The following is a 23,084-nucleotide window of genomic DNA, read 5'->3' as shown; positions in this document are numbered from 1 at the left end:
GCTAACTACTAAACCACTATATCTTGTAAGTGATTTCACTGGCTGGGCTTTTTTTATTCATCTGTTTTTGTTCCATAGAACCCTGTCGCACAACCATAAAAATATGAATTAAAATTTGTTGTTAGTCCTGTTTTAGTGAAAATTTCTGTAGCAGTTTTGACATTGTCAAATTTGCTTGTGTACTGCCAAAGCATTTTGTATTCTTCTGGATTTCCAAGTAATAATCGTCCCAGGATTGGGATGATTTGACCGAGGTAAAATCCATAAAGTGTTTTCAATATCTTGTTTCTCGGTTTTGAAACTTCTACAAATGAAAATTGACCACCTTTTTTTAAAATTCGTTTAGTTTCCAAAGCCAAAATTTGCAATTGTTCGGCATTAAAAGTTTTAAGCCCAAAAGCACAAGTTACAAAGTCGTAATGGTTACTTGGAAGTTGGTTATTCAATATGTCTTGTTGTAATACCGTTATTTCATTGTTGAATTCAAATTCGTTTTTCAGTTGTGCATATTTTAACATTCCTTCAGAAAAGTCAAGAACTGTCAGGTTGGAATTTGGCAACTTATTTTTTGTTGCATTCCAGGTTTCGCCCATCCCTGTTAACAAGTCAATAATTTCTGCTTTATGATTTGTCTGTTTAAAAGATTCTAAAAATTGTCTTCTCCAACGAATTGAAAAGCCAAACGAAGTTATAAAATTCATTCGCTCATATGAACTACTCATTCTGTCGAAAAGTCCTTTTACATATTCGGGATTGTAAATATTATTTTCCATTCAAATTTTTTTTTCCATTTTTCTGTTTCGGTGAACTCTTTAATTATTTACTTCTCAAAGTGCTAGCACCCTACTTCAGCAATCCCTGCAGTCTTTTAAAGTCGCCCACCATCTCAAGCCCGGCGATACCCGTGCTGTCTACAAATATAGTTTTTCCTTTTTTATCGAGTAGGGTAACCTTCAGCTCAGCGTTGATGCTTTCGGCGATCCTACGGTCCATCGAGCCCTGGACGGGCGCTTTGAGCAGACCGGCATCTCTGGATTTTGCCTGGATGATGATGGTGTGCTTCTTATCTTCGATACGTATATTGACTACATTGGACTCAGTGACTTCCAGATGCAGTTTTGTGCGGCGATAGGTGGCAAAGTGGTAAGTTTTACCATTATGGTATAAAAATCCCAAAAAACCATTGAAAGATTTGCGCAGCCAGGGTATACTGGCCACAGACAGCATAAATGAAGTGCTGGTATCGCTGAAATGATTGCTTTGCATCCATATCCAGGAAGATGGCATGCCAGAACCCCAGTCTTTTTCTATGTATCCTTTGCCCTGGTCGAAGGTGTGTACTACGTCGTTGACCTTCAGAGCCCCTTTTAATGTATGGGTCAGGCTGACTACACCATGATAACACTCCATAAATGGCACAAAACGATACCAACCCATGATGCCAAAATTCATCCATCTGCCAGATGTGTAACTGACCTGTTCACTCATCTCGACTGTGCCCGATATACTCGAGATGCTGTCCAGAAGGTCAAGGATGATCTTATCCTCAGAGAAATAATTGTTGCCTATCCGTATTTCAAATTTTTTGGCAGAAAACGAAAACGCCTCAATCGGAAAACTATAATAACTCGTCTGTGCTGTGACCCCATCGATCATTTGCACAAAGGCGTGTTGTTCCTTGCCGTCTTTTGACAATGATATGCCCGGGATGATACTCATGATGTGTGTACCGTCATTGGACACCATTTTAAAATACCATCCTTCGAAATAGTTTTTTTTCTTTCTGTTTCCCTGAAAAATGATAGTGTTGCTTAGCTTTTTAAGGTTGTACAGCGGCAATATTTTGTGCTGAGAGAATTTTACCCCTTTCTCCAGCTCCTGTGTATGTGTGTATGTGGATGGCAAACATATTAACAACCACAAAAGGATTAAACCGATATGCTTTGCTTTAGTAAGAATATTATGCTTCATTTCATTCAAAATTTTTTGCATATCTGGTTTGATACTTTTTAAGCTTAAGGCAAATGTATCTAAAGTTTTACAGAAAGGAGACCTAACCGTTGTACTTAATTATTTCTTAAAATCCCCGCAAGCCAAAATATTGAATAATACACTGGCGTTTCCATGCTAATCGTTCATCTACATTCGCAAAAAAAAGACCCTGATACATGATCCATTTATACTCTTTTTATCAAAAACAAATGGAATATTATGAAATACAAAATGATGATTGTATCCGGTTTTCTCATAGGTATCTTGGCATGTACCAAAGAATCTGCACAGGAATCCATTCCTGTAAAAATCCGGACGACTGTCTGGTAAAAGCATCAAAAATAAATGGCCAAATCATTGAAGATGAATACATCATCACCTTCAAAAAGGACACGACATCCGGACTTCTGACCCTCAGATCAGCAGATGAAGTGGGTCAGTTATTGGCCAGGGTCACTGATGAAAACCTTGATTTTGATATATTGGCTATGGGAGAGACGCCTTGTATCGTCGCACACCAGATGGACGAAACTGAAGCCGCCCGACTCAAAAATGACCCTTCTGTATTGAGTATCGAACCTGACCGCAAAATAGCCATTGCTGCATGCGTGGATGTCGTAGCACCTCGCTCTGTCACATGGAGTGTGCGCAAGACAGGATATGGACGTGCAGGACTGGTGAGCGATAAGACAGCCTGGATCATAGATACGGGAGTGGATTATGATCATCCTGACCTCAATGTGGACACAGACCGCAGCCGTTCATTTATCAATGGTCAGGCCACTGCTGATGATCTCAACGGGCATGGCACCCATGTAGCAGGTATCATCGGGGCAAAAAACAATCTGCTGGGCATCCTGGGCATAGCTTCAGATATAAGTATCGTAGCCCTAAAGGTGCTGGACCAGGTCGGTGAAGGCAAGCTTTCAAGTGCCATCGCCGCGGTACGACATGTGAGCAATTTTGCCAAAGCTGGCGATGTAGTCAATATGAGTTTGGGTAGTGAAGGTTATTCGTCGACTATGGCCCGCGAAATATCAACAGCGGCCGACAAAGGGATCTTATTTGCCATAGCAGCAGGTAATGACTACAAAAATGCTGCTGACTATACACCTGCAAATATCAATCACCGCAATGTACTTACCGTATCTGCAGTAGATAGCCTGCAGCGGTTTGCCTCCTTTTCCAATTTTGGCCCTGATGTGGATGTAGCCGCATACGGTGTCAAAATCACTTCCACTTATAAAGATGGAAAGTATGCCATTTTATCAGGAACATCTATGGCCGCACCTCATGTAGCCGGACTGATGCTGGTGAGAGGCATCAATGTTCCGAGAAGAGGCGTAGCCATCAACGACCCTGACGGTGTGCCGGATCCGATCGCACGGGAATGATGGGTATTATTTTGTAAATTTCATTTGAAATTAGTGTATTTATGACTTTCATTTATCAAGTTCCTAATTTCTTTATTTACAAATTTAATTGGACTTTTATCTTGGGTTAATAGATTTTTATCTAATCCTCTTTTTTGAATTTCTGAAATTACAATTGGTATCACTTCTGGTTGAAGGCCAGCGATTTCAAATTTGGCGATTCTTTCCAATTTTGAATCATCCATATTTGAATAGGTTTTTCGGGTGTATCCCATTTTTGCACTAAAATTGTTTAAACTGCCCGCTACCCTCATTCCCTTAAGAGCCTGTCAAGCTACGCTTGAGACGTCCCACCCTTTAACTCTTAACAATTAAGATAATCCACTAAATTAGAAACTTAAAAATTATATAATATAGTGCAATTTTGGGGTACACCCGGTTTTTCTTATATGTTCTAAATCTACCGCCATTAGCTTTATATTTTAGTCATTTAGTAGGTGTAACATTATTAATTTTTAAGCAAACCTCCATACCCAACACATCAGAAATCTTTTGAAATGTCGACAGCGTAGGATTTCCATTTCCACTTTCAAACTGTTTTAGAGTTCTCAATCCAAAGCCTGCTAGTTCTGCTAACCCTTACTGTATTACTTGGTGAGCTTCCCTACGTTCTTTTATTGTACTTGTTAACTCTGTAAAGTGCAGTATATTGCATTATTTCATCCAAATTTAATACTATTTTTTATAATTTCAATATAAAGGGCAGTAAAGTGCACTATAATGCATTATTCTAACGCATTGATATTTAATTACATTAAAATGTGCATTATAAAGCACTTTTTACTTAATTTTATAATAATTTTGCCATTGAAATGAATTCAAAATTCTCCTTTCCTATTTGGAAATCGTGATTACCAATATCTTTGAATCCATTTAGAGCATCTTGTTTATTAGCTAATCTGATTTCAATTTTATACATAATAAGTATTAACGGTTTGCGGCTTGGCGAAGGTGGCGATTTTACCACTGAACTTCATACGAAGCACACACTTCAAATTTACGAAAAACTGTCATACGAAGCACTGAACCGCCACTTTTGCCAAACCGCTGTTATAAGCTGGCCTTCTGTCTGTCGAGGCTGCAAATTCCTTGTCCGCTGTGAGTTTTAGTGTTATTGTCGAGTTGCGAATTCTGACTGTGTCGGATGTGGGAAGCGGTTTTTAAAATTTTAGAAGGGAAGGAAATTTTAAAAAATAATTTTTCTTTGGTGGGAGAGGTGTAAGCTCTTTTGCAATTTTTGGTCTGTGCGTTGGCTTGTGCGAATTGCAAATGTGCTTACACCTGTGTGATGGCTTTATTGTCTTACATATATATCACTTTTACACTTATTGATTTGTTTTCTTTTACCTCAAAACTGGCTTTTGAAAAGTTAGGTCTGTTTGTTAAACCAATGGACTGAAAATTTGAGAAGCCTATCCCTTCAATCGGTAAAATAAATCCTTTGTCAATTTTGCCATTTTTGTTCTCATCGTGTAAAATGTTAACTGCATATTTTCCTGATGGAATATTCTTAAAAGTTATTGTTGATGAACCATTCACAATTTCTCCTTTTAAAATTTTGTAATAGTTTTCATAATCTTCGTCAGGAATTGAACCGTCTTTGTTATACAATGCAAATTGAACTACTCCTTTTGAGTTCCGTAGATTATTCACTTTTATTGTTAAGGAATAAGTATCGGCATTGGGATTTACATATGAATAAAACGTAAGTGTTAATGCAAATGCTATTAGTGTTATGATTGCTGTTTTCATTTCGATTATTTTTCACGATTTATTTTCTCTTTTGCTGTGTCAACCAAATAATAGACCATTGGAACTAAAAACACCGTCAAAATTAATGAGGAAAGAAGTCCGCCAATGATTACCCAAGCCAGTCCGTTTTTCCATTCAGCCGCTGTGCCTGTTGCCAATGCAATGGGGAGCATACCAACAACCATTGAAAGCGTTGTCATTAAGATTGGTCGCATACGACCTTTTCCTGCAATGATTAAAGCTTCTTTAAAATGTTTGCCTTCGGCTTTTAATTGATTGGTAAAATCCACAATTAGAATAGCGTTTTTCACTACTAAGCCCATTAGCATAATTAAACCGAGTAAGGCGAACAAACTCAAATTACTTAACGACAAATTCAATGCGAAAAATGCCCCAATTGCTGCTACTGGAATAGAAAATAAAACTACAAATGGATAAATAAAACTGTCGTAAAGTGCTACCATAATCAGATATATCAGTAAAAACGAAATCAACAATACTGAACCCAATGCTCCAAAGCTATCATTCTGTCTTTTGATGTCGCTACCCCAAGTCATTTGTATTCCGTTTGGTAATGGATTTTCTTTTAGATAAGCCACTACATCATCTGCCACAGTTCCTGATGGTCTGCCTAATGCGTCTGATGTAAGTGTAACCGCTGGTTGTCGGTCTTTTCTTTCCAATAAGGATGGAGAATTATCTTGCTCAACAGTTGCAAATTGTGAAACTTCCAATGGTATTCCCATCGGGTTAATTATGGAAAGTTGTTGCACATCTTCAAAGTTTTGTCGGCTAAATTCGTCTAACCAAATTCTTACAGGATATTCTGTTCCGTTCTCGGTAAGCGTTGCATCTTCATTCCCTGTAAAAGCAGTTCTTAGGTTCAATCCAACATAAGCGGTTGTTAAACCTAATCGTTGCATTTTATCTTTATCTGGAATTATTTTGTATTCGGGACTACCTGCTTCAACGGACAAGCGAACATTATCTGCTCCAGGAATTTTTTCAATTACCGATTTCAATTCATCGCCCGTTTTCATCACCAAATCCAAATTACTGCCACTCAATGTAATTTCAATAGGAGCCGAACGAGGTATCAAACCTAAAGCTGCCATTGAATAATTTATGCTTGGAAATTTTGACTTTAGATCTTCTCTAAGGTTTTTCATAAATGTTTCGGTCGGCACATTTTTAAGTTCATTTTTAGGTTTTAATTGAATGGTAAATTCAGTTTTATTGGCTGACCCTACACCCAAACTTCCAATACCTGTGCTTGGTCCGCCTATGTTGCTGAAAACCGTTGCTACTTCGGGTTGTTGAATAATGTAGGTTTCAATTTCTTGAGCAATTAAGTTGTTTTGCTGAATGGAAGTAGATTTATCAAATTCTAATGCCATTCTAAATTTTCCTTGGTCGCCTGTTGAGATTAATTCTTTCCCAATAATGCCTTGTTTCATAATACCCAAAGTCATTGCGAAAAGCACAATAACGATACCTGTAAAAGCTAATTTATGGCTCAATACCCATTCTAATCTTCGCCCATACCACTCATTGAAGTTTTCTAATTGAATTTCAAACCAAAGCAAGAAGCGATTGAAAAAATTTGTAGGCTGTAAATCTTCTTTCTTGCCAATACGAGAAGCCATCCAAGGGGTAAGCGTAAAACCAACCAATAAACTGGTAAGTGTAGAAGTAACTACAACAACCGAAAACTGTTTGAGCATATCGGCAACAAACACTTGCAAAAATAAAATAGGCAAGAAAACAACTACGTCAACCAATGTAATTGACAATGCGGCAAAACCAATTTCCATACGACCATCCATTGCAGCAGTTCGTTTGTCTTTGCCTTTGTCTAAGTGTTTTTGAATATTCTCCAATACTACTGTGGCATCATCAACCAAAATACCGATGATTAATGACATTGCGAGTAAAGTCATCAAGTTTAGCGTGTATCCCAAAAGCCACATTACTGCAAAAGCGGTAACTAAAGATGTTGGAATTGCAACAAGCACTATTAACGAATTTCTGAAACTTCGCAGGAATAAAAGCATTACCAATGAAACCAATATCACTGCTAATATCAAATCGAAAACAACTGAATTAACAGCTGCAATAGTATTGTCTGTGCTGTCGTCTGCAATAATAAATTCCACACCTGCATCTGAATTTTGTTGTTCAATGGATTTGAATTTTTCTCGAACTAATTTTGAAACATCAACAGCGTTTGCGTCTCCTTGTTTTTTCAATAAAAGACCGATACCGTTTTTACCATTGTAGCGACTGATAGATGTTGTTTCTTTTATTCCATCTATGACTTCTGCTATATCTTTTACATAAACTGGGCTTCCTAAAACAGGCATTGCCACTTGAACATTTTTAATATCTTCTAATGAAGTGAATTTCCCAGTTAAACGAACTGAATTGCTTTCTTTTTCGGTTTGCACTTTTCCAGCAGGTAAGTCTAAGCCCGACCGATTAATTGCATCAACAACCTGAATCATTGAAATTTTATACAATTTCAGCTTGTCTTGATTTATTTTCACTTGTATTTCTCTTTCTTCTCCGCCTAAAACAGTTATTTCTGCAACACCCTTTATTTGTTGAATTTGTGGCAGATAATCATCTTTCATTTTTTGATAAAAATCAGTAGGAGATAAATTACTCGTTGCACTAATCGACATTATTGGCAAATCATTTGGCGAAACTTTACTCATTACAGGACTTAAAATATCCTGTGGTAAATCTTTACGAATGTTGTCAATATAGCGTTGAGCATCTTGCATTGTTTTATCTAAATCCGTTCCGTATTTCAGATTGGCAATGATGATAGAAGCATTGGGCAATGACTTTGTTACCAAATAATCCACGCCTTCCAAATTGGATAAGGCATCTTCTATTTTTCGTGAAACGGAGGTTTCTACTTCATTGGGTTCAGCACCTGGATAAACTGTTTTTATTACAACTACTGGCTGATTAAAGTCAGGCATTAACTCGTAACTCAAATTTTTATACCCTATAAAACCCAATAAGGTAAATACGCTGAACAGCACGATTATCAGCGAAGGGCGTTTGATTGAAATTTCTGTAATATTCATATTTCGCTGATTTTATTTAACAGTAATATTTGCACCGTCAAAAAGATTTATAAATCCATTTGTTACAATTACATCGCCTGCTTTTAAACCACTTGACACAACTGCTTTATTCTGTATCTTTTTTGAAATCGTGATATTGTGTAATACCGCTTTGCCATTTTTAATCAGGTAAACTTGTTGTTGATTAGCTGTGCCAACTATTGATGATGCAGGAATGATAATGCCCTGTTCTTGTGTTTCATTCTTTAAATTCACTTTACCAAACATTCCTGATTTTATTTTCAAATCTGATGTGTTATTTACCGTAAACTGAACAGGAAAACTACTGCCCATATTGGCTTTACTGCCAATCATAGTAGTTTTTCCAGTCAATAGAATTTCAGAATAGGCATCTGCCGTAAGCGAATAGCTTTGATTTAATTTGAACTGGCTTAAATCTTTTTCGGGAACATTTACCGTGAATTTTAAAGTTGTAATGTCCGTTATTTGGAGCAATGGAACTCCCGGTGCTGCAAATGCCCCTTCTTCACTCAATTTTGCCGTAACAACTCCGTTAAAAGGTGCTTTGATGGTCGTTTTGTTTATCTGCTCCAACAAAGTTGCTTTCTGAACTTTTGCAGATTTCAAACCTAACTCCGCCTTTTCTAATTGAACTCCTTGAATGGCATCTGCTTTAGCCAAAATGGTATAGCGGTTTACATCTGCCTCCAATCCTTCTATTTGCACTTCAATTGTTTGCAGTTGCAATTTCAGCAATGAATTATCCAATTGAATTAAAGTTTGACCTTTACTTACAACGCTTCCAACATCAACTAAAACTACATTTATCTTGCCTTGTATTTCGGCACTTATTTTAGTTTCCTTATTCGGTTCAAATGTTCCTGAATAGGCATATTCGGCATTTATATTTTCCATTTTCAAAGTAACCGCCTGAACATTTATGGCTTCTTCTTTATCGTATTGATAAACCTTATTTTGTGTAATTTCTTTGTTGCTTTTTAACTTAATTACCACAACGGCAATTATCGCCAACGGAATAATCACGTATAGCACTTTTTTTAAAATTGATGATTTGTTGTTCATTGTGATAATTATTTGGTTATTGAAATGTTTCCAGTTAATTTCTTAAGTTCCAAGTCTGCTTTGAGATAATCAATTACAGCAGTTAGATAAGTTTGTTGTGCTTCACGTAAAGCATTGTCCGCAAGCAAAACATCTGTTAGACTTGCTGTTCCTTGTTTTTGTTGAAGGACAGTTTGCTCGTAAATAGTTTTTGCCAGTTCAATTTGTTCAGTTGTTGTTTCTACTGATTTTTTAGCAACTTCTCTTTGTATTCGAGCATTTTTAACCTGCATATCAGTTTGTTCAGAAATCAATCCAAATTGGAGTTCATTGTTTTTTAGTTCTAATGTTTTTTGGTTGATTTTTCGTTGAGTAACTGTACCGTTAAATAGCGGATAGGACAACTGAACTCCTGCAAATCCGATTGGATAAAAGTCGAGGAAAGAAGAAGGTTGTCCGTTATAACCAAACCCTGTTGTGCCATACATTCCAATAAGATTAAGAGAAGGCAAAAATCTTGATTTATTGAGTGTGTTTATTTCACTTGATAGTAAGCGATTTTGTGTTTTTATGATGCGTATATCTAAAGTTGATGAAGGCGTATATTCATTTGTGTTTTGATATTGAATATTTGTTTCAATTTGTAGATTTTGTTCAATTGGAATACCCATTGCAAATTTCAAGGCATTCAGAACTTGCTCATATTTACTGCTGATAGTTTCCTTTTGCGTGGCTAACTGTGAAACTTGCAATTTTACTTTACTTACATCTGTTGCTTTAGCAAGCAATTGTTCATTGAGCAGTTGCATATTTTTTAGAAGTCTCTCTGCATTTAATAGGTTGCTTTCAATAAAAGACAATTGGTTATGCAGTATTTGTGCATTATAATACAGATTGGAAATTTCAAAATAGATTTGCTCTTCAGTTTTTTGGTATTGCAGTTCGGTCAATTCCGAAGCAATTTTTGTGGTTTGAATTGCTCCATACACTTGTGGATTATACAAAGGCATTAATAAGGTCAAGTTAGTGTTGATGTTGTGCGGAACACCAAATTGTGCAGCTCTAAATTCACCTTCGGGTGCAGCAGGGTTCAAGGCGTTGAGAGGCAACAACTGATAGGGCAAATTGGTAAAATACTTATAATCTGCATTGGCGGTTATCTTTGGAATTAAATTGGCCTTGGCTTCTTTTTCCCTTTGATCACCAATAGCCATATTGTTTCTACTCATTTGCAAGTTTTTGTTATAAACCTGTGCCGTATCAATACATTGTTGCAAAGTCCAAGTTTGTGCTTGGGCAGTTTGAAATCCTATCGCTATTAGTAGAATAGAAATGTGTTTGTGAATATTCGCTAACTTCATTGGTCAAATTTTTTTATTTCAATAAGATGAGTTGAGATTTTGCGGACGCATATAGCCAATGTTTCACATTGGGTATAATGTGCACATAATCGCCTTGTTCCAACTTTATTTCCTGTTCGTTTTCGTCTTCATAAGTTACTAAACCCGAAACACAAATTAGTAATGCTGGAGTTTTAGTAAGGTGTTCTTTCAATGTGCCATTTCGTTCTAATTGGATGGCGGTTGCTGTTCCGAGTTCACCTTTAAAAAGTAATTGTGCCGACACTTCTTTGTCAGCACTGTGTAGCTCTATTAAATTTTTCATTGGAAATGTTGATTAAATGTTATGAATGAAGTTTGAATATTTTCAAATTGATTTAATGCTTCGGTCTCGTCTTTAGTTTCAGAAAGTTCATTTACCATATCAATGTAGGGCAAAAGCCATTTATGCAGTTCATCGTGTGCTTTTCCTTTCATTGTGCAATTAGAAGTAAGTAAATCAATATTGGATTGTAGTTTTTCCGCCAGTGATTTGTAATCTTTTTGCTCAACCTTAGCAAAAGAGTTTACATCATTTTCCATATTGCGAATATGAGTGATCATATTGGCATCAACTTCCCATTTTTCGCCATTGTTAAGTTCAATCGCTTCACTTTCATCATCTTGATGATGTTCTTCGTGGATAGCGGTTTCGGTTTGCTCTTTTGTTTTTTCGTTGGAAGTATTGCCACAGCTGAAAAGAAACAGACTAATAGCGAATAATGTAATTGGCTTTATCATTTTATTTGTTTTTGAATTTTATTTGAAATCTATTTATTGTAAAATAAGCAATGCTTGCAATTCCAAGAGTTACAGCAATTCTAAAAATCATTGCACCTATGGTTTTTTCTTCATAAATACCACCTGAACTTGCGTGCATTTTAAGCCCGATAAAAGCTGCTATCAGAATGAGTGTTGAAATTCCTAAAAGTGTAGCCGTCCATTTTTTGTTTTTTATAAAGCCATAAGCTGCAAACAGATATAGAATGCTACTGATAAAATTTGACCAAACCACAAATAGAACATAATTGCCCTCTTTGGCTCTAATTCCAAATAAATCAAATATTACAGATGTGCTTAAAAACAAAGTAAGCAAGCCAAACCCAATTAGAAAAATTGCTAATAAAGTGGGAAGTAATTTTTTCATAGCGTTTTAGTTTTTATTAGTGTTAAAACCGCCTGTATCATATTTTCGCCATTTCTGCTTATGTCAAATTGAAAATTTGCAACTCTCCACTTAAACATCTGCAACCTGAAAGTTCCCATTACGATATGTATCAACTCTTCGGAAGTAATTGAATTAGTAAAAACGTTCTTTTGTTGACCTTCTAAAATTATAGGCATTAAATGTTTCATTTTTACCGCCATAATTTTCAATATTGTTTCATTAATGCGTTGGCTTTCTTCCATCAGTCCATCAGAAAATACCGCTACAACAAAGTGAGGGTATTTTTTAAAAAATGAAAATTGATTTTGAAATAAGGTTGTAAATTTTTCTTCGGCTGATTGTTCACTTGAAATTGCATTGGTATAGCGTTCATCCATACTTTGAGCAAGATAATCAAGTAAGGCAATAATGATTTCTTCCTTGCTTGTAAAATGCCTGTAAATGGCACTTTCAGAAAACTCCATTTCCTTAGCAAGGTTTTTAATTGTTAAACCACTTACTCCCGAAGCGGTAAGTATTTTACCTGCTGCTTCTATAATTTCAAGTTGTCTGTCTGAAATTGTTGCATTCAATAGTTCTGTCATACTATAATTTTAAAGTTCGCCTTTTTCTCCTTCTAACCATCTCATCATCATTACACGTTCTTGTGGTGTTTGTTTAAATGGTATATTACCTGCCAGTAGATTTAGAAATCTATCCCATAAATTATCCTTTTTATTCGCTTCTTCTTCCATTTGTCGTAAGGCCTCCAGATAATCTTTTTTATACTTTAAAGCATCTTCCATTCTAAATGATGCGGGAATGTATTTAATGATTTCCTTGGTTAGCTCGTCAATTTCCTGAGTACTGAATGCTTCATACATTTTGAGTTTGATATATGCACCCTCTCCAATTCCTTTTATGGTGTACAAATTTGATTGAATGATTGACCACATACTCGCCCAATCGCCTCTACTCATATCATTAAAGCAAGTATCATCATATTGTCCTATTTTATGAAACATTGCATTTATACTTTCAGTATCTTTTGAGAAATCAGCATATAATGTCGCGCTATTTTCATTGCTCTTCAGTTCTATCAGATTTTTAAAAGCTGTCAATTTCTCTGCAACAGAATCTCTTAGCTTTACTAATGATTCAATATCTGTTGCAAATTGTTCTTTGCCTTTATCGGTGGCATAAAGCCTCATTATACTTTGAGCTTCCTCAAGCATCAATTGAGTTTTTGCTTTGGCAGAATTAAGCTGTTCCCAGTTATTTTGTAGACCTTCAGCAAGGTGTCTTACCTTGATAAGTGTTTCTAAATTTTTATTTGTATTCATTTTTCTAAATTTTAAATGTTATTCAAAGATTTCATTTTCAAAAAAGCAACTCCTAACCAAATCACAGAAGCTGTCATTGCAATTGCACCTATTAATACTAATGCAGGAGGTAAACCAAAATACACCTCTGTTAATATTCCTATTGGCATTAATAAGCCTGTAAGTGCCAACCAAGAAATGGCTTTCACGCTTTGGAGCTTGTCTCTGAAATGTAGAAGCAGATAACCAATTAGGATGTTTAAAAAAGCGAACAAGTTCCCGTGAACGTGAGCCAGTCTGCTTTCAAAATGTTTTCCGATACTGTATGAGTTTACCCATTCTTCCTTACCCGGAGCAAAGTCACGCAGGTAGATTAGTAAAAACCCGTAAGCCATAAAAAGCCCCATTGTCAGGAAGCCTATTGCGATGTTGTTTTTGCCGTTCATTTTGCTTGTATTTATTATGTAAGTGAATATTCACTTACAAAGGTAATTGAATTATATTAAACCTGCAAGTTTTTTTTGTGAAAACTTTAAAATATGACGAAAATCATCTTGTGCAGTGGGTAATTGGCTCTTTTGGGGTTTGCCTGGGTGTCAGCTTGTGTGAGGGGGCAAACCCCAAATGTGCCAATGTGGGCAGGCTAAAATTATTTTTTAAAATGTGCGGTGGAAAAATTTTTAAAACCTTGTGTTGGCTTGAGTGTCGGCAAACTGGTCAGGTCGTTGTCGAGTTACAAAGGAATTGTCAACCTAGTTTTTGTCGTCCGAAAGTTAGTTTGGAAATCAAATGTCTAGTCGTTTTGAAGTCCGCTTGTTGGTTGCACGGTCGTCTTTTAGGCTTGCTTATAACGTTTCGCAGCTATGCACTGGGCGGCAAAAGAGAACTTCAGTCCTGTCACGCCGTCAACAAAGCTACGAAAAAACTCTGTCCGTTCGCTTCCTTCTGTCGTGCCGACTTGTGCATAGGTGCTGTTAGCAGTAGTGGTTTCTTCCTTCATGCTCTTATTTTCGGGTCCCAAATGTTTGTCAAATCGCGCTTGAACAAATTGTCTTCTTTGTCAATCCAAATGATTCCGTTGTCCTGAATAATTTCCTTCTCAATTAACTCTTCAATAACCTTGTCAGTTACGTCAGCAAAGTCCGTAAAATAGTTTGCTTTATAATTTTGTCCGCATACTATAAAATGGTCTTCTGTGTCGTTAATAAACCCTATTCTGTCACCCGTATTTGTCAGTAAATAGTAAGTAACAATTGTCGATGCAATAACAGTCCCACTTAACTCACGAAGTTTTGTCCCGGTGTCAACATTGTAAAAACCGACCTGGTGTTTTTTGTCAATATTTACTAATCTGTATCCAACTCCCATATTATTTTTTATTCTAGTTTATGTCGTTAAGTGTCGCTCTCACCATTACTGCTAACGTTTTGGCGCTTGGCGCAGTGGCGGATTTCGGAGCACTAAATTGTCAATACACCACAAAAGTTGATGCGAGGTAGAATGTTCAATTAACCACGTTACCCGCCATTGAGCCAAACGCCTGTTGTAAGCCGTTTTTCATCCATTTGATAAATATTTTTCGTCAATTTTTAAATCATGTCGTACCAATTTTAAAAGTCCAATTGAACAATCATCCGTTGTTTTCTTTCTTATCAAACCCTCAAAATTTTCTTTTAGTGCAGAATTTACCTCTGCCATAGAATAATTATCAAGCCATTCAAATAAAGTAAAAACGACTGGGGCTAGTTTTTTTCTCTTTTATCAAAAAAGACTTTCACATGTTCCATCAGTCATTAATACAAATCCTTCAATTTCATTCAAACTACCCTTAAATAAGCGAAACCTACTTTTATAAGAATTTGAAGTTATAAAATATGTTTCGTTTACAAACTCACCGTTGTCAGGAGGTGATAATACTACCAATTCATCATTTTTTAGACACGCTAAAATGCCATCTCCAATATGACCTGCAATAAATTTGTCGTCTTTGACACATGCAAAAAGTAATGTCGTTGCAAGGTCTTTAATTTTGCAATTGTAACGTTTAGCATAAATGCCAAATGCAGTTCTTATAGCATGAGTTAACTTATGGCTTGCTGAAAATATGTCGGATTCAAAAATGTAGTCGAAATGTTTTGTGACTGTTTTATTTACTTGCTTAGTTGCAATGTCTGCACCAACTTCAGGTTTAAGTGCAGAGCCTGCCCCGTCTGCCAAACTAATGCTTATTGCACCATTGTTGTATTTATAAGCGTACCTGTCATGACATCCCTTTTTTTGACGTTCATGAGAAACTCCCGCTACATAAGTACCCGCTACTTTCCACTCTTTACTCATACTCAATTACAAAGTTGCCCAACCAATCGGAGGAGATGATGTTGCCTGTCCTGGAGTTGATTGTGATGTGCTTTTTGCACTTTCTTTTAACCATTCAAAGAATTCTCTGAAATTTAAACCACGTAATCTAAGGGGAGGTCTTTTGGGCGAAAACTTATTTAATTCGACCAAGTTTGCTCCTGCACCAATCGCAATTGGAAACAGACTTAATTTACCTGCTTCAACCATGCTTGATGTTAAAATTGTTGCGTTTGAGATGCTATCAGTTGGCTGACCATCTGTCATTAATACAAGCCAAGGCTGATAATATTCTACACCTGCTGTCTTATACTCTGATTTACGTTCATTTAAAATTTTTATTGCCATTTCTACGGCTTCACCCATTGGAGTGCCATCCATAGAGCTATTTACCACAATTGGCATATTTTTTTGAAAATCAGGAACCTGCCTTTCTACATTGGCAAAATCTAAAACCTTAGTAACCACCCTTCCAAATGTGATAATTGACAATTCAACTGAGTATCTTGTTACTTCATCCTCCAATATTGAGTTAAAGAAAAGGTCGATACCCTTGTTTAGCTCACCAATTCTATTATCGGTTAGCATTGAACCACTTGTGTCTAATAGTAATGCAACAGGTAAACGAGCCGAAGGGTTATCTACAAGGTCCTTTTGTCTTATTGTTAAAAGTGGTGGAGTGTTTGTTTTTGGGGGTGGTGGGGCTTGAACAATAGTTTGAGTTGGAACCACATTTGGATTGTATATGCATTCAACCTCTGGTGGAATTGGAACACCTGAAAAGTAACTCATGCATTTGGCAAGAGCTTCCACTGATTCTTTAAAATCAATATCATTAGCTTCATGACCTTTGTGTCTTATGGCATTGCATAACATCCTTGTCTTGTGAGTACTATCAACGATGTCTTTTGGAATGTTTTTGCCATCATATAGAAATTTCATTCTTTCAATGATTGGAGTTCCAAATGCTACATCATTACTAGTCATTTCAATAAAAATTGTTTCCAAAATTGGCCATAATTTTGGCGTTTTCTCAATTGAGGAATGTTTGTCATCACTATGGATATTTTTTATTTTACCATAGTTTTGATTGGCTGTACGTTCAGATAGAATACTCATTTTTATTTGTTTTTATTGGTTGTTTAGATTATACAAATTTTCAAAATAGACACCATACCAAAGACCTGTTCCACTTACAATAATTTCATCAAGATTAAAACCTTCCATAATCTCTACGAACATGGGTAATCCAAGTCTCATAACAACACTGTTGTCTAAGGTATCATGAAATGAATTTCTTTCTGCTCCTGATACATCTAGGTCTTCAATCAAATCAGCAACGTATGTGTACTTACTTTTTAGAAATGCATCGGTTTCTTCAATCTTTCGTTTAATCATTTCTAGTGTTAGTCTAGTTCCATGCTGTTTAGCATTTCCTTTTTTATTGGTAGCATTAGTAATTGCAGTGCCAACACTTATACAAAAATTTGTTCTTGATTTATTAAGAAGGCTAGATTTTTTGAAGAGTAATATGTTCTTAATCTATCTTTAACAAATTTCTCACTGTCTTTTAGTGCTTTTGTAAGTAAGGTCTCCTTATTAGCCTCTCTGAATAAAACTGTTTTTAGAACAGTTGTGCCAAGATTTAAACTATATGAATCAATTAAATCTGTCCCTTGAAAAAGCGTTATCTCCGTAGAACCGCCTCCTTGGTCTATCATTATTACTTTATCATTAGAATTTAAATTAACGTGACTTGGTTTACTGAAAGCAAATGCCGTAAGTGTTGCTAGTGCTTCCTCTTTTTTTGATAATATTTTAACGTTTATACCACATTCCTCTCTTATTTTGGAAATAATCTCATCCCGATTTAATGCTGTTCGATATGCTGCGGTGGCAACTGAATATAAGGTATCTACTTTTCGGTCTCTAGCGTGTCTTAACATTTGCTTTATCGAGGGAAGAACATTTTCGTCAAAGTAATTCATGTCCATTAAATTGTTTTCATCAAGCCCCTTACCTGTTTCAGTTTTTTTGGCTTGTCTAAAAAAGAATTCAAAATTAAATCCTTGAGCTTTTACTTTATCTTGTTCACCTGTAAGGAATTTTACAGCTTTAGTACTTAATTCTAAAATTCCGATGTTATTTCCTTTAGCGTTAGGTCTAAGAATTGTTTTACCATTTCTTACATTAGAATCAGTTTCTTTTATGTCTCTTCTATTCATGTTAATCGTTCTGCCTTGAACGATTTTCTCTGTTGAGTTTGGGAAAATTGCTGTGGGATATACGCCTTGCTGAAGGTCTTCTAAATATATATTCAAAATATTTAACCAATCTTCATTGGATAATCTAAGATTTTCTTTAAAGACTGTATAAAATGCCTTTCTTACTTCATAGGACAATTCACTCCAAATGAACTCCCACATTCCTTGCGGAGCCATATAATTGTCCTCATCTCCTAATGGATATGAGAAATTCATGCTAGTGATATTCTCTTTCATATTCCCACCACCTTGAAATGAGTATGGGGTTTTTCCTGTTAAAAAAATCATGAAAAGCAATGTGGCAACAGCAAAATATTCGTGTTCTTCTGTTCTGATTAATTTATTAAATGATTCAATATTTTGGATTTCTGGGGCAGTAAAGTGAACAGTTCCAACAGGACAAGGAAAATTATCTACTTGATAACTATCAACATCTACAAAAAAAACTGTTTTATCATCTTTTATTAGAATGTTAAATGGATTTATGTCACCGATTATAATACCGTTTTGATGTAAATATTTAATTTTTTCCAAAATTGTAATTGAAAGATTTGCTAGATTTAATCTTGTCCAATTAGGCAATTTATTTTTCAGAAGAGCAGGATTAAAAATACATGTTTGTAACTCAAATCCTTTTTCTGCATCCGCCTTTGGCATGAGATAGCCAATAAATTTAGCTTTATTGTCATAAAGACTTTCCAAAGGAGCACATATCCCGTCAAACCTAATTTTTTTTGAAAGTAACGCCTTGATTTTTGCTTCCTTTTCAACAGTCAAAGATTTTGGGTGATATATTTTTGCTACAGTTCCTTCGTCAACAAGATAAACAGTGCCCTCTCCACCTTTATTGATTTCTTCTTTAAGGATTATTGTCTTTTGATTTTTATTGTAAACTGTCGTCATTTTCTGATTGTTTTATCTCTGTCTGTGAGTTTCTTTTTAAAATGGCTTACAACTATTTAATATGCGAAACTCCTTTTGACCATAGCCACTCATAACTCCTTGATTTTCTGCTCATATTATATATATAAATATACGAAAGTTTGTTAATTATTTGTAAATTCTATATCCGTTATTTAACGTTTTTTATACGTTTGTACACGGCTTTGCCTACTCTATCTCCGTTTTTGATTAGCTTTATCATCACTGTATTTACTATCCGTCACCTTACTCTTGCCAAAAGTAAGGATAATTGCTGAAAGCAGGTAGGTTTTTTATATAAATTTTTTGGTAAGGCTATACATGTAGTTTTCAATCTTGCTATTGGATGATCCCCCATAGATCCATCTACTTTTCCCAGATATATTTCCCGTCTTTGTATATAGTTACGCGTATCGGTTTTTGTCCGTTTAGACCCATGTAATTTTCATAAGCTTTCTCCAGTTCAAATTGTGTGTATAACAAACTGCACAAATACTTAAATTCCCTCGCTACCCTCATTCCCTAAAGAGCCTGTCAAGCTACGCTTGAGACGACCCACGCCAATGCTTTCAATATTAGTGCTGGTCTCCCCTTTAGGGGCCTTTAGGGTTGGGGGTAAGTATAGGCAAATGTAGCATGTTAATTTTTTTCAAAAAAGTGCAATATGTTATACACACGTTCAAATTTGTTTCTAAAAATACTACCTGTAGATAAAGCCGCCTCATCATTGTGCTGTAAAAGTGTCATTGTCCTTATCTTCTGTCCAGATATATTCTATTTCATCCGCTACTTGCCTTGCAAATTCAATTCCGAATCTGTCACTTAAAAATCCCAAAGACATGTCTATTCCTGCACTTACACCTGATGAAGTATAAAATTTTTCGTCTATCGTCCACCGTGCTTTATTGTCCCAGATTGCCTTTTCACTGTTTGTTTTTGCCCAGGCAAATGCTCGTTTATTTGAAGTGGCTTTTTTGCCGTCCAGAAGTCCGGTTCGCGCAAGCAGAGCACTTCCGGTACATACAGTCATGACAAATTTGCTGCAGATCGATAATTCTTTTATTTTGTCGATGAGTGTACTGTTGTAGACTTCCTTTCTTGTCCCATAGCCACCCGGAATAATAAATATTTCCAGGTCACCATTTATTTCATCCAGTCTTTCAGTGATGATGGATACTCCGTGTCCGTTTTTTATTTCTCCACCATGCTGTGAATAAAATTTAATACTGTATTTGTCAGTAAGCCTGCCAAAGACTTCAACAGGTCCGAATACATCCAGTGTTTCAAAGTCGTCAAATAATACTACTGCTATGTTCATTTTCTGTGTTTTTGAAGTTGTTGATTAGACAAAAAATTTAAGCTGTTAAAGCAATCATATCGAATATATTTTCACCCAAAGCCTTTTCGATTTCGCTTTTGATATCCTGAAAATCAGCAATCCAATATGGTGTGTATTCTTCTAAAACCCTGCTGTTTTTTATTGTTTTAAAAGGTTTTCAATGTCATTACCGGTCAGGTTTTGAACATTTTTAGTGATTTTTTCAATGTCCCAATTCCACCATTTTATCTCTAATAATTCATTAATTGTCTTTTCTGAAAATCGCTTTTTAATTTCATTTGCCGGATCGCCTCCTACAATCGAATAAGGCTCAACATCTTTCACCACTGTAGAGTTGGTTGCAATAATGGCTCCATCCCCTATTGTCACTCCTGCCATTATGGTAGCATTGTACCCTATCCATACGTCATTGCCAATATTTATGTCACCTTTGTGGGGGTAAGATTTATTTTCCATAGCATGCTCCCAACCATTACCAAAAATCGCAAATGGATATGAAGTCAACGCATTTGTCAAATGATTAGCTCCATTCATGATAAATTTCACATCAGAAGCTATCATACAAAACTTACCAATGATCAATTTGTCGCCCACGAAGTCAAAATGATATTTTACATTCTTTTCAAAATTTTCAACATTTTCAAAGTCATCATAGTAGGTATAATCTCCCACTATGATGTTAGGATTCTTTACAACATTCTTTAAAAAACAAAGCCTGCTGTAATTTTCCAATGGAAATTTACTGTCTTTATTTGGTCCCGTCATATGGTGGTGTGTGTTTGATTTTGCAGAAAGATGGAATTATATATTCTTTTCAGGCTCAAATTTATGAACCAAAGATATATTCCAATAGGATTGTATATGATTTTGGCTGAATATTCATCAGATTATTGATTGTATAGATTTAACCTTTTATCGGTTATGTCAGGTTTTGTCAATTTTTATGCATCATTTATCCCTTTTTTAATGATGGTTTTACAATGTCCGATGTCAGTTAATGTACATTTATTTCATTTAAGCCATTACAGCAATCATATCAAATATTTTTTCACCTGGTTTTTTTGTCACCAATTATTTCAGCATTTCATAAAAAATGCTAGTTAGACATCAGACTCAAAGGTTCAGAAAAAATACTTTACTCCCTGAAATGATTCCAGCCCTGAGCAGTGATATCGTGAACATTGCCTCCTGTGGTATGAAGCTTTACGCCATCAGCAGCATCGGTGATCTCACCTATGATAAATACTTCCGGCATAAATCTAATTTTCTCAAGGTCTTTTTCGTCGATAGTAAAGAGCAATTCATAATCTTCACCACCATGCAGTGCACATGTGATGGGATCGAGCTTAAACTCAATCGCTGTCCTTTCTGTGTCGGGATGAATGGGCACTTTACCTTCCTCAATAAATGCTCCGGTTCCAGACTGCTTGCAAATATGTAAAATTTCACTTGCCAAGCCGTCAGAAATATCTATCATCGCTGTAGGACGCACTTTGTTTTTTTGGAAATATGCAATCGCACCTGCCTGAGCTTCGGGTTTGAGTTGTCTCTCTATGAGGTATTGGTTTTTTTCGAGTTCCGGTTGTACTCCGGGATGAGCGAGGTACACTTGTTTTTCTCTTTCCAGAATCTGCAGTCCGAGATAGGATGCACCGAGATCACCCGTCACACAGATGATGTCACCTTTTTTTGCACCGTTTCTGTACACGATATCTTCGTTTGCTGCCTGTCCGATAGCTGTGATACTGATGACCATGCCTTTGGGAGAAGATGTGGTGTCGCCACCTACCAGGTCTACCTTGTACATTTTACATGCTGTGTAAATACCGTCATACAGCTCCTGTATGGCTTCAAGGCTATATTTGCTGGACACTGCTATGGATACTGTAATCTGAGATGGCTCAGCATTCATGGCAAAGATATCTGAGAGATTGACGACGACGGATTTATACCCAAGGTGTTTTAAAGGGGTGTACATCAGGTCAAAATGGATGCCTTCTACCAGCATGTCAGTAGACACTACAGTGACCTCACCTTCGTTTTTTATGATAGCAGCATCATCGCCCACAGATTTTAAAGTAGTACTTTTTACTGACGGATGATCTTTAGTGAGTGTGTCGATCAGTCCAAATTCTCCCAGTGTATTTAGGTCTGTAAAAGTAGTGTAGGTGTTATGACTCATCTTTTTTGATGCAAAAGTAAGTAATTTCATGCTCGAATTCAAGATTTGATCTTTAGTTCAGATATGGGGCTAACAACAAATTTTGATTTTATATTCCTTATCTTTTTGTTCATTAAGAAAATAATCTTGCCAAATTGATTAAAATACAGGATAAATACTGATATTTGTATCAATCAAAAAATCATATAATGAAAAACTTACCTTTATTTTTGTTCTCTTTTATGCTGTTATTGATTTCCTGCAGCAAATCCGACCCTTGCGAAGGGATAGCCTGTAAAAATGGCGGAACGTGTTCTGATGGCTCATGCCAATGTCCCCCCGGATGGGAAGGACCACTTTGCGAAACGGAATCCCTTCCCAAAGCTGTTAATGTCACAGCCATCAAAGTGACAAAATTTCCCGCTAACAAAGCAGATGGATCCAAATGGGACAATGATAATACCAATCCTGATATTTTCCCAGCCTTGTACACCCTAAAGTCGGATAATACTGCAGATCAGGTACTTTGGACTTCTGACGCAATCAAACTCAATGCCCCTACTGGTCAGACCCATGATTTTACACTAATACTTCCCAAACTATCCATGAAGACTTATGATAAGTCTCTGGGATTATTTTTATTGGAAAAAGATGATACATCGTCAGAAAACATGGGCGGTATTGCTTTCAAGTTGCAGGATGTGGTCAAAGGAAAACCAGCCACGATCACCCTGGACTGTGCTACCTGCAAAGTCGCATCTGAACTGAAGGTCAGTTATGAATAAATTACATTTATGTTAAATTAAAATATTCTGTTGATATGCTCTCGTGTAATTTAAAGTCTGTTTTAGTGTTTTTC

At 36.1% G+C, this 23,084-nt stretch carries 24 protein-coding genes and 1 pseudogene; 2 read left to right on the top strand and 23 right to left on the bottom strand.

Going from position 1 to position 23,084, the window contains the following annotated elements:
• Positions 1-53 precede the first annotated feature (53 nt).
• Together IPK35_21330 and IPK35_21325 are read right to left on the bottom strand one after the other, a co-directional pair.
• Complete coding sequence (locus IPK35_21330) at positions 54-773, bottom strand: class I SAM-dependent methyltransferase (GenBank protein MBK8055743.1); 720 nt, start codon at positions 771-773, stop codon at positions 54-56.
• A 70-nt stretch (positions 774-843) separates the two neighbouring features.
• Positions 844-1,971, bottom strand: coding sequence for a hypothetical protein (locus IPK35_21325; protein ID MBK8055742.1), 1,128 nt, complete (start codon positions 1,969-1,971; stop codon positions 844-846).
• Between the two features lie 290 nt (positions 1,972-2,261).
• Between IPK35_21325 and IPK35_21320 the strand changes: the two genes are divergently transcribed.
• A complete protein-coding gene (locus IPK35_21320; protein MBK8055741.1) occupies positions 2,262-3,386 on the top strand; it encodes a S8 family serine peptidase in 1,125 nt (374 codons plus the stop codon).
• Positions 3,387-3,406: 20 nt separating this feature from the next.
• Here the strand turns inward: IPK35_21320 and IPK35_21315 are convergent, their stop codons facing one another.
• The 21 genes and pseudogenes from IPK35_21315 to thiL all read right to left on the bottom strand — a co-directional run bounded on the left by IPK35_21315 (position 3,407) and on the right by thiL (position 22,246).
• Complete coding sequence (locus IPK35_21315; protein MBK8055740.1) at positions 3,407-3,610, bottom strand: hypothetical protein; 204 nt, start codon at positions 3,608-3,610, stop codon at positions 3,407-3,409.
• 241 nt (positions 3,611-3,851) lie between these two features.
• Positions 3,852-4,070 (bottom strand): annotated as a pseudogene (locus IPK35_21310) (helix-turn-helix transcriptional regulator).
• 657 nt (positions 4,071-4,727) lie between these two features.
• On the bottom strand, positions 4,728-5,177 hold the full coding sequence (locus IPK35_21305) for a DUF2141 domain-containing protein (protein MBK8055739.1): 450 nt from the start codon (positions 5,175-5,177) through the stop codon (positions 4,728-4,730).
• A 5-nt stretch (positions 5,178-5,182) separates the two neighbouring features.
• A complete protein-coding gene (locus IPK35_21300) occupies positions 5,183-8,275 on the bottom strand; it encodes an efflux RND transporter permease subunit (protein MBK8055738.1) in 3,093 nt (1,030 codons plus the stop codon).
• 12 nt (positions 8,276-8,287) lie between these two features.
• On the bottom strand, positions 8,288-9,358 hold the full coding sequence (locus tag IPK35_21295) for an efflux RND transporter periplasmic adaptor subunit (GenBank protein MBK8055737.1): 1,071 nt from the start codon (positions 9,356-9,358) through the stop codon (positions 8,288-8,290).
• An 8-nt stretch (positions 9,359-9,366) separates the two neighbouring features.
• Positions 9,367-10,698, bottom strand: a complete 1,332-nt coding sequence (locus tag IPK35_21290; protein MBK8055736.1) for a TolC family protein — start codon at positions 10,696-10,698, stop codon at positions 9,367-9,369.
• A 13-nt stretch (positions 10,699-10,711) separates the two neighbouring features.
• Positions 10,712-11,002 (bottom strand): cupin domain-containing protein, encoded by a 291-nt coding sequence (locus tag IPK35_21285; protein MBK8055735.1) that lies wholly within the window; start codon positions 11,000-11,002, stop codon positions 10,712-10,714.
• Positions 10,999-11,457, bottom strand: a complete 459-nt coding sequence (locus IPK35_21280) for a hypothetical protein (GenBank protein MBK8055734.1) — start codon at positions 11,455-11,457, stop codon at positions 10,999-11,001. Before IPK35_21280 ends, IPK35_21285 begins: the two co-directional genes overlap by 4 nt.
• A gap of 1 nt (position 11,458) precedes the next feature.
• The gene (locus IPK35_21275) at positions 11,459-11,863 is read right to left on the bottom strand and encodes a hypothetical protein (GenBank protein MBK8055733.1); all 405 of its coding nucleotides are present in this window, start codon (positions 11,861-11,863) and stop codon (positions 11,459-11,461) included.
• The gene (locus IPK35_21270) at positions 11,860-12,468 is read right to left on the bottom strand and encodes a TetR/AcrR family transcriptional regulator (GenBank protein ID MBK8055732.1); all 609 of its coding nucleotides are present in this window, start codon (positions 12,466-12,468) and stop codon (positions 11,860-11,862) included. The genes IPK35_21275 and IPK35_21270 overlap by 4 nt, the downstream gene beginning before the upstream one ends.
• Before the next feature lie 9 nt (positions 12,469-12,477).
• Positions 12,478-13,206 (bottom strand): hypothetical protein, encoded by a 729-nt coding sequence (locus tag IPK35_21265; protein ID MBK8055731.1) that lies wholly within the window; start codon positions 13,204-13,206, stop codon positions 12,478-12,480.
• An 11-nt stretch (positions 13,207-13,217) separates the two neighbouring features.
• On the bottom strand, positions 13,218-13,631 hold the full coding sequence (locus IPK35_21260; GenBank protein ID MBK8055730.1) for a hypothetical protein: 414 nt from the start codon (positions 13,629-13,631) through the stop codon (positions 13,218-13,220).
• Between the two features lie 389 nt (positions 13,632-14,020).
• Complete coding sequence (locus IPK35_21255; protein ID MBK8055729.1) at positions 14,021-14,185, bottom strand: hypothetical protein; 165 nt, start codon at positions 14,183-14,185, stop codon at positions 14,021-14,023.
• The gene (locus IPK35_21250) at positions 14,182-14,553 is read right to left on the bottom strand and encodes a hypothetical protein (protein MBK8055728.1); all 372 of its coding nucleotides are present in this window, start codon (positions 14,551-14,553) and stop codon (positions 14,182-14,184) included. The genes IPK35_21255 and IPK35_21250 overlap by 4 nt, the downstream gene beginning before the upstream one ends.
• A gap of 393 nt (positions 14,554-14,946) precedes the next feature.
• Entirely contained in the window at positions 14,947-15,522 is a 576-nt protein-coding gene (locus tag IPK35_21245; GenBank protein MBK8055727.1) for a protein phosphatase 2C domain-containing protein, read from the bottom strand.
• A 6-nt stretch (positions 15,523-15,528) separates the two neighbouring features.
• Entirely contained in the window at positions 15,529-16,332 is an 804-nt protein-coding gene (locus tag IPK35_21240; GenBank protein ID MBK8055726.1) for a VWA domain-containing protein, read from the bottom strand.
• Between the two features lie 339 nt (positions 16,333-16,671).
• Positions 16,672-16,938: a hypothetical protein gene (locus IPK35_21235; GenBank protein ID MBK8055725.1), complete on the bottom strand. Its 267-nt coding sequence runs from the start codon at positions 16,936-16,938 to the stop codon at positions 16,672-16,674.
• A gap of 77 nt (positions 16,939-17,015) precedes the next feature.
• Positions 17,016-18,707, bottom strand: coding sequence for a hypothetical protein (locus IPK35_21230; GenBank protein MBK8055724.1), 1,692 nt, complete (start codon positions 18,705-18,707; stop codon positions 17,016-17,018).
• A 742-nt stretch (positions 18,708-19,449) separates the two neighbouring features.
• Entirely contained in the window at positions 19,450-20,043 is a 594-nt protein-coding gene (locus IPK35_21225; protein MBK8055723.1) for a DJ-1/PfpI family protein, read from the bottom strand.
• A gap of 159 nt (positions 20,044-20,202) precedes the next feature.
• Positions 20,203-20,829, bottom strand: coding sequence for a CatB-related O-acetyltransferase (locus tag IPK35_21220; GenBank protein MBK8055722.1), 627 nt, complete (start codon positions 20,827-20,829; stop codon positions 20,203-20,205).
• A 370-nt stretch (positions 20,830-21,199) separates the two neighbouring features.
• Positions 21,200-22,246 carry a thiamine-phosphate kinase gene (gene thiL, locus IPK35_21215; GenBank protein ID MBK8055721.1) on the bottom strand — a complete coding sequence of 349 codons (1,047 nt, stop codon included), beginning with the start codon at positions 22,244-22,246 and terminating at the stop codon, positions 21,200-21,202.
• Between the two features lie 188 nt (positions 22,247-22,434).
• Between thiL and IPK35_21210 the strand changes: the two genes are divergently transcribed.
• Complete coding sequence (locus IPK35_21210) at positions 22,435-23,010, top strand: calcium-binding EGF-like domain-containing protein (GenBank protein MBK8055720.1); 576 nt, start codon at positions 22,435-22,437, stop codon at positions 23,008-23,010.
• The last annotated feature ends 74 nt before the right edge of the window (positions 23,011-23,084 follow it).

The organism is Saprospiraceae bacterium (genome assembly GCA_016713025.1).
Taxonomy (GTDB): domain Bacteria; phylum Bacteroidota; class Bacteroidia; order Chitinophagales; family Saprospiraceae; genus OLB9.
Note: the sequence above shows the minus strand (reverse complement) of the source record. Positions and strands in the feature narration are given on the sequence as shown.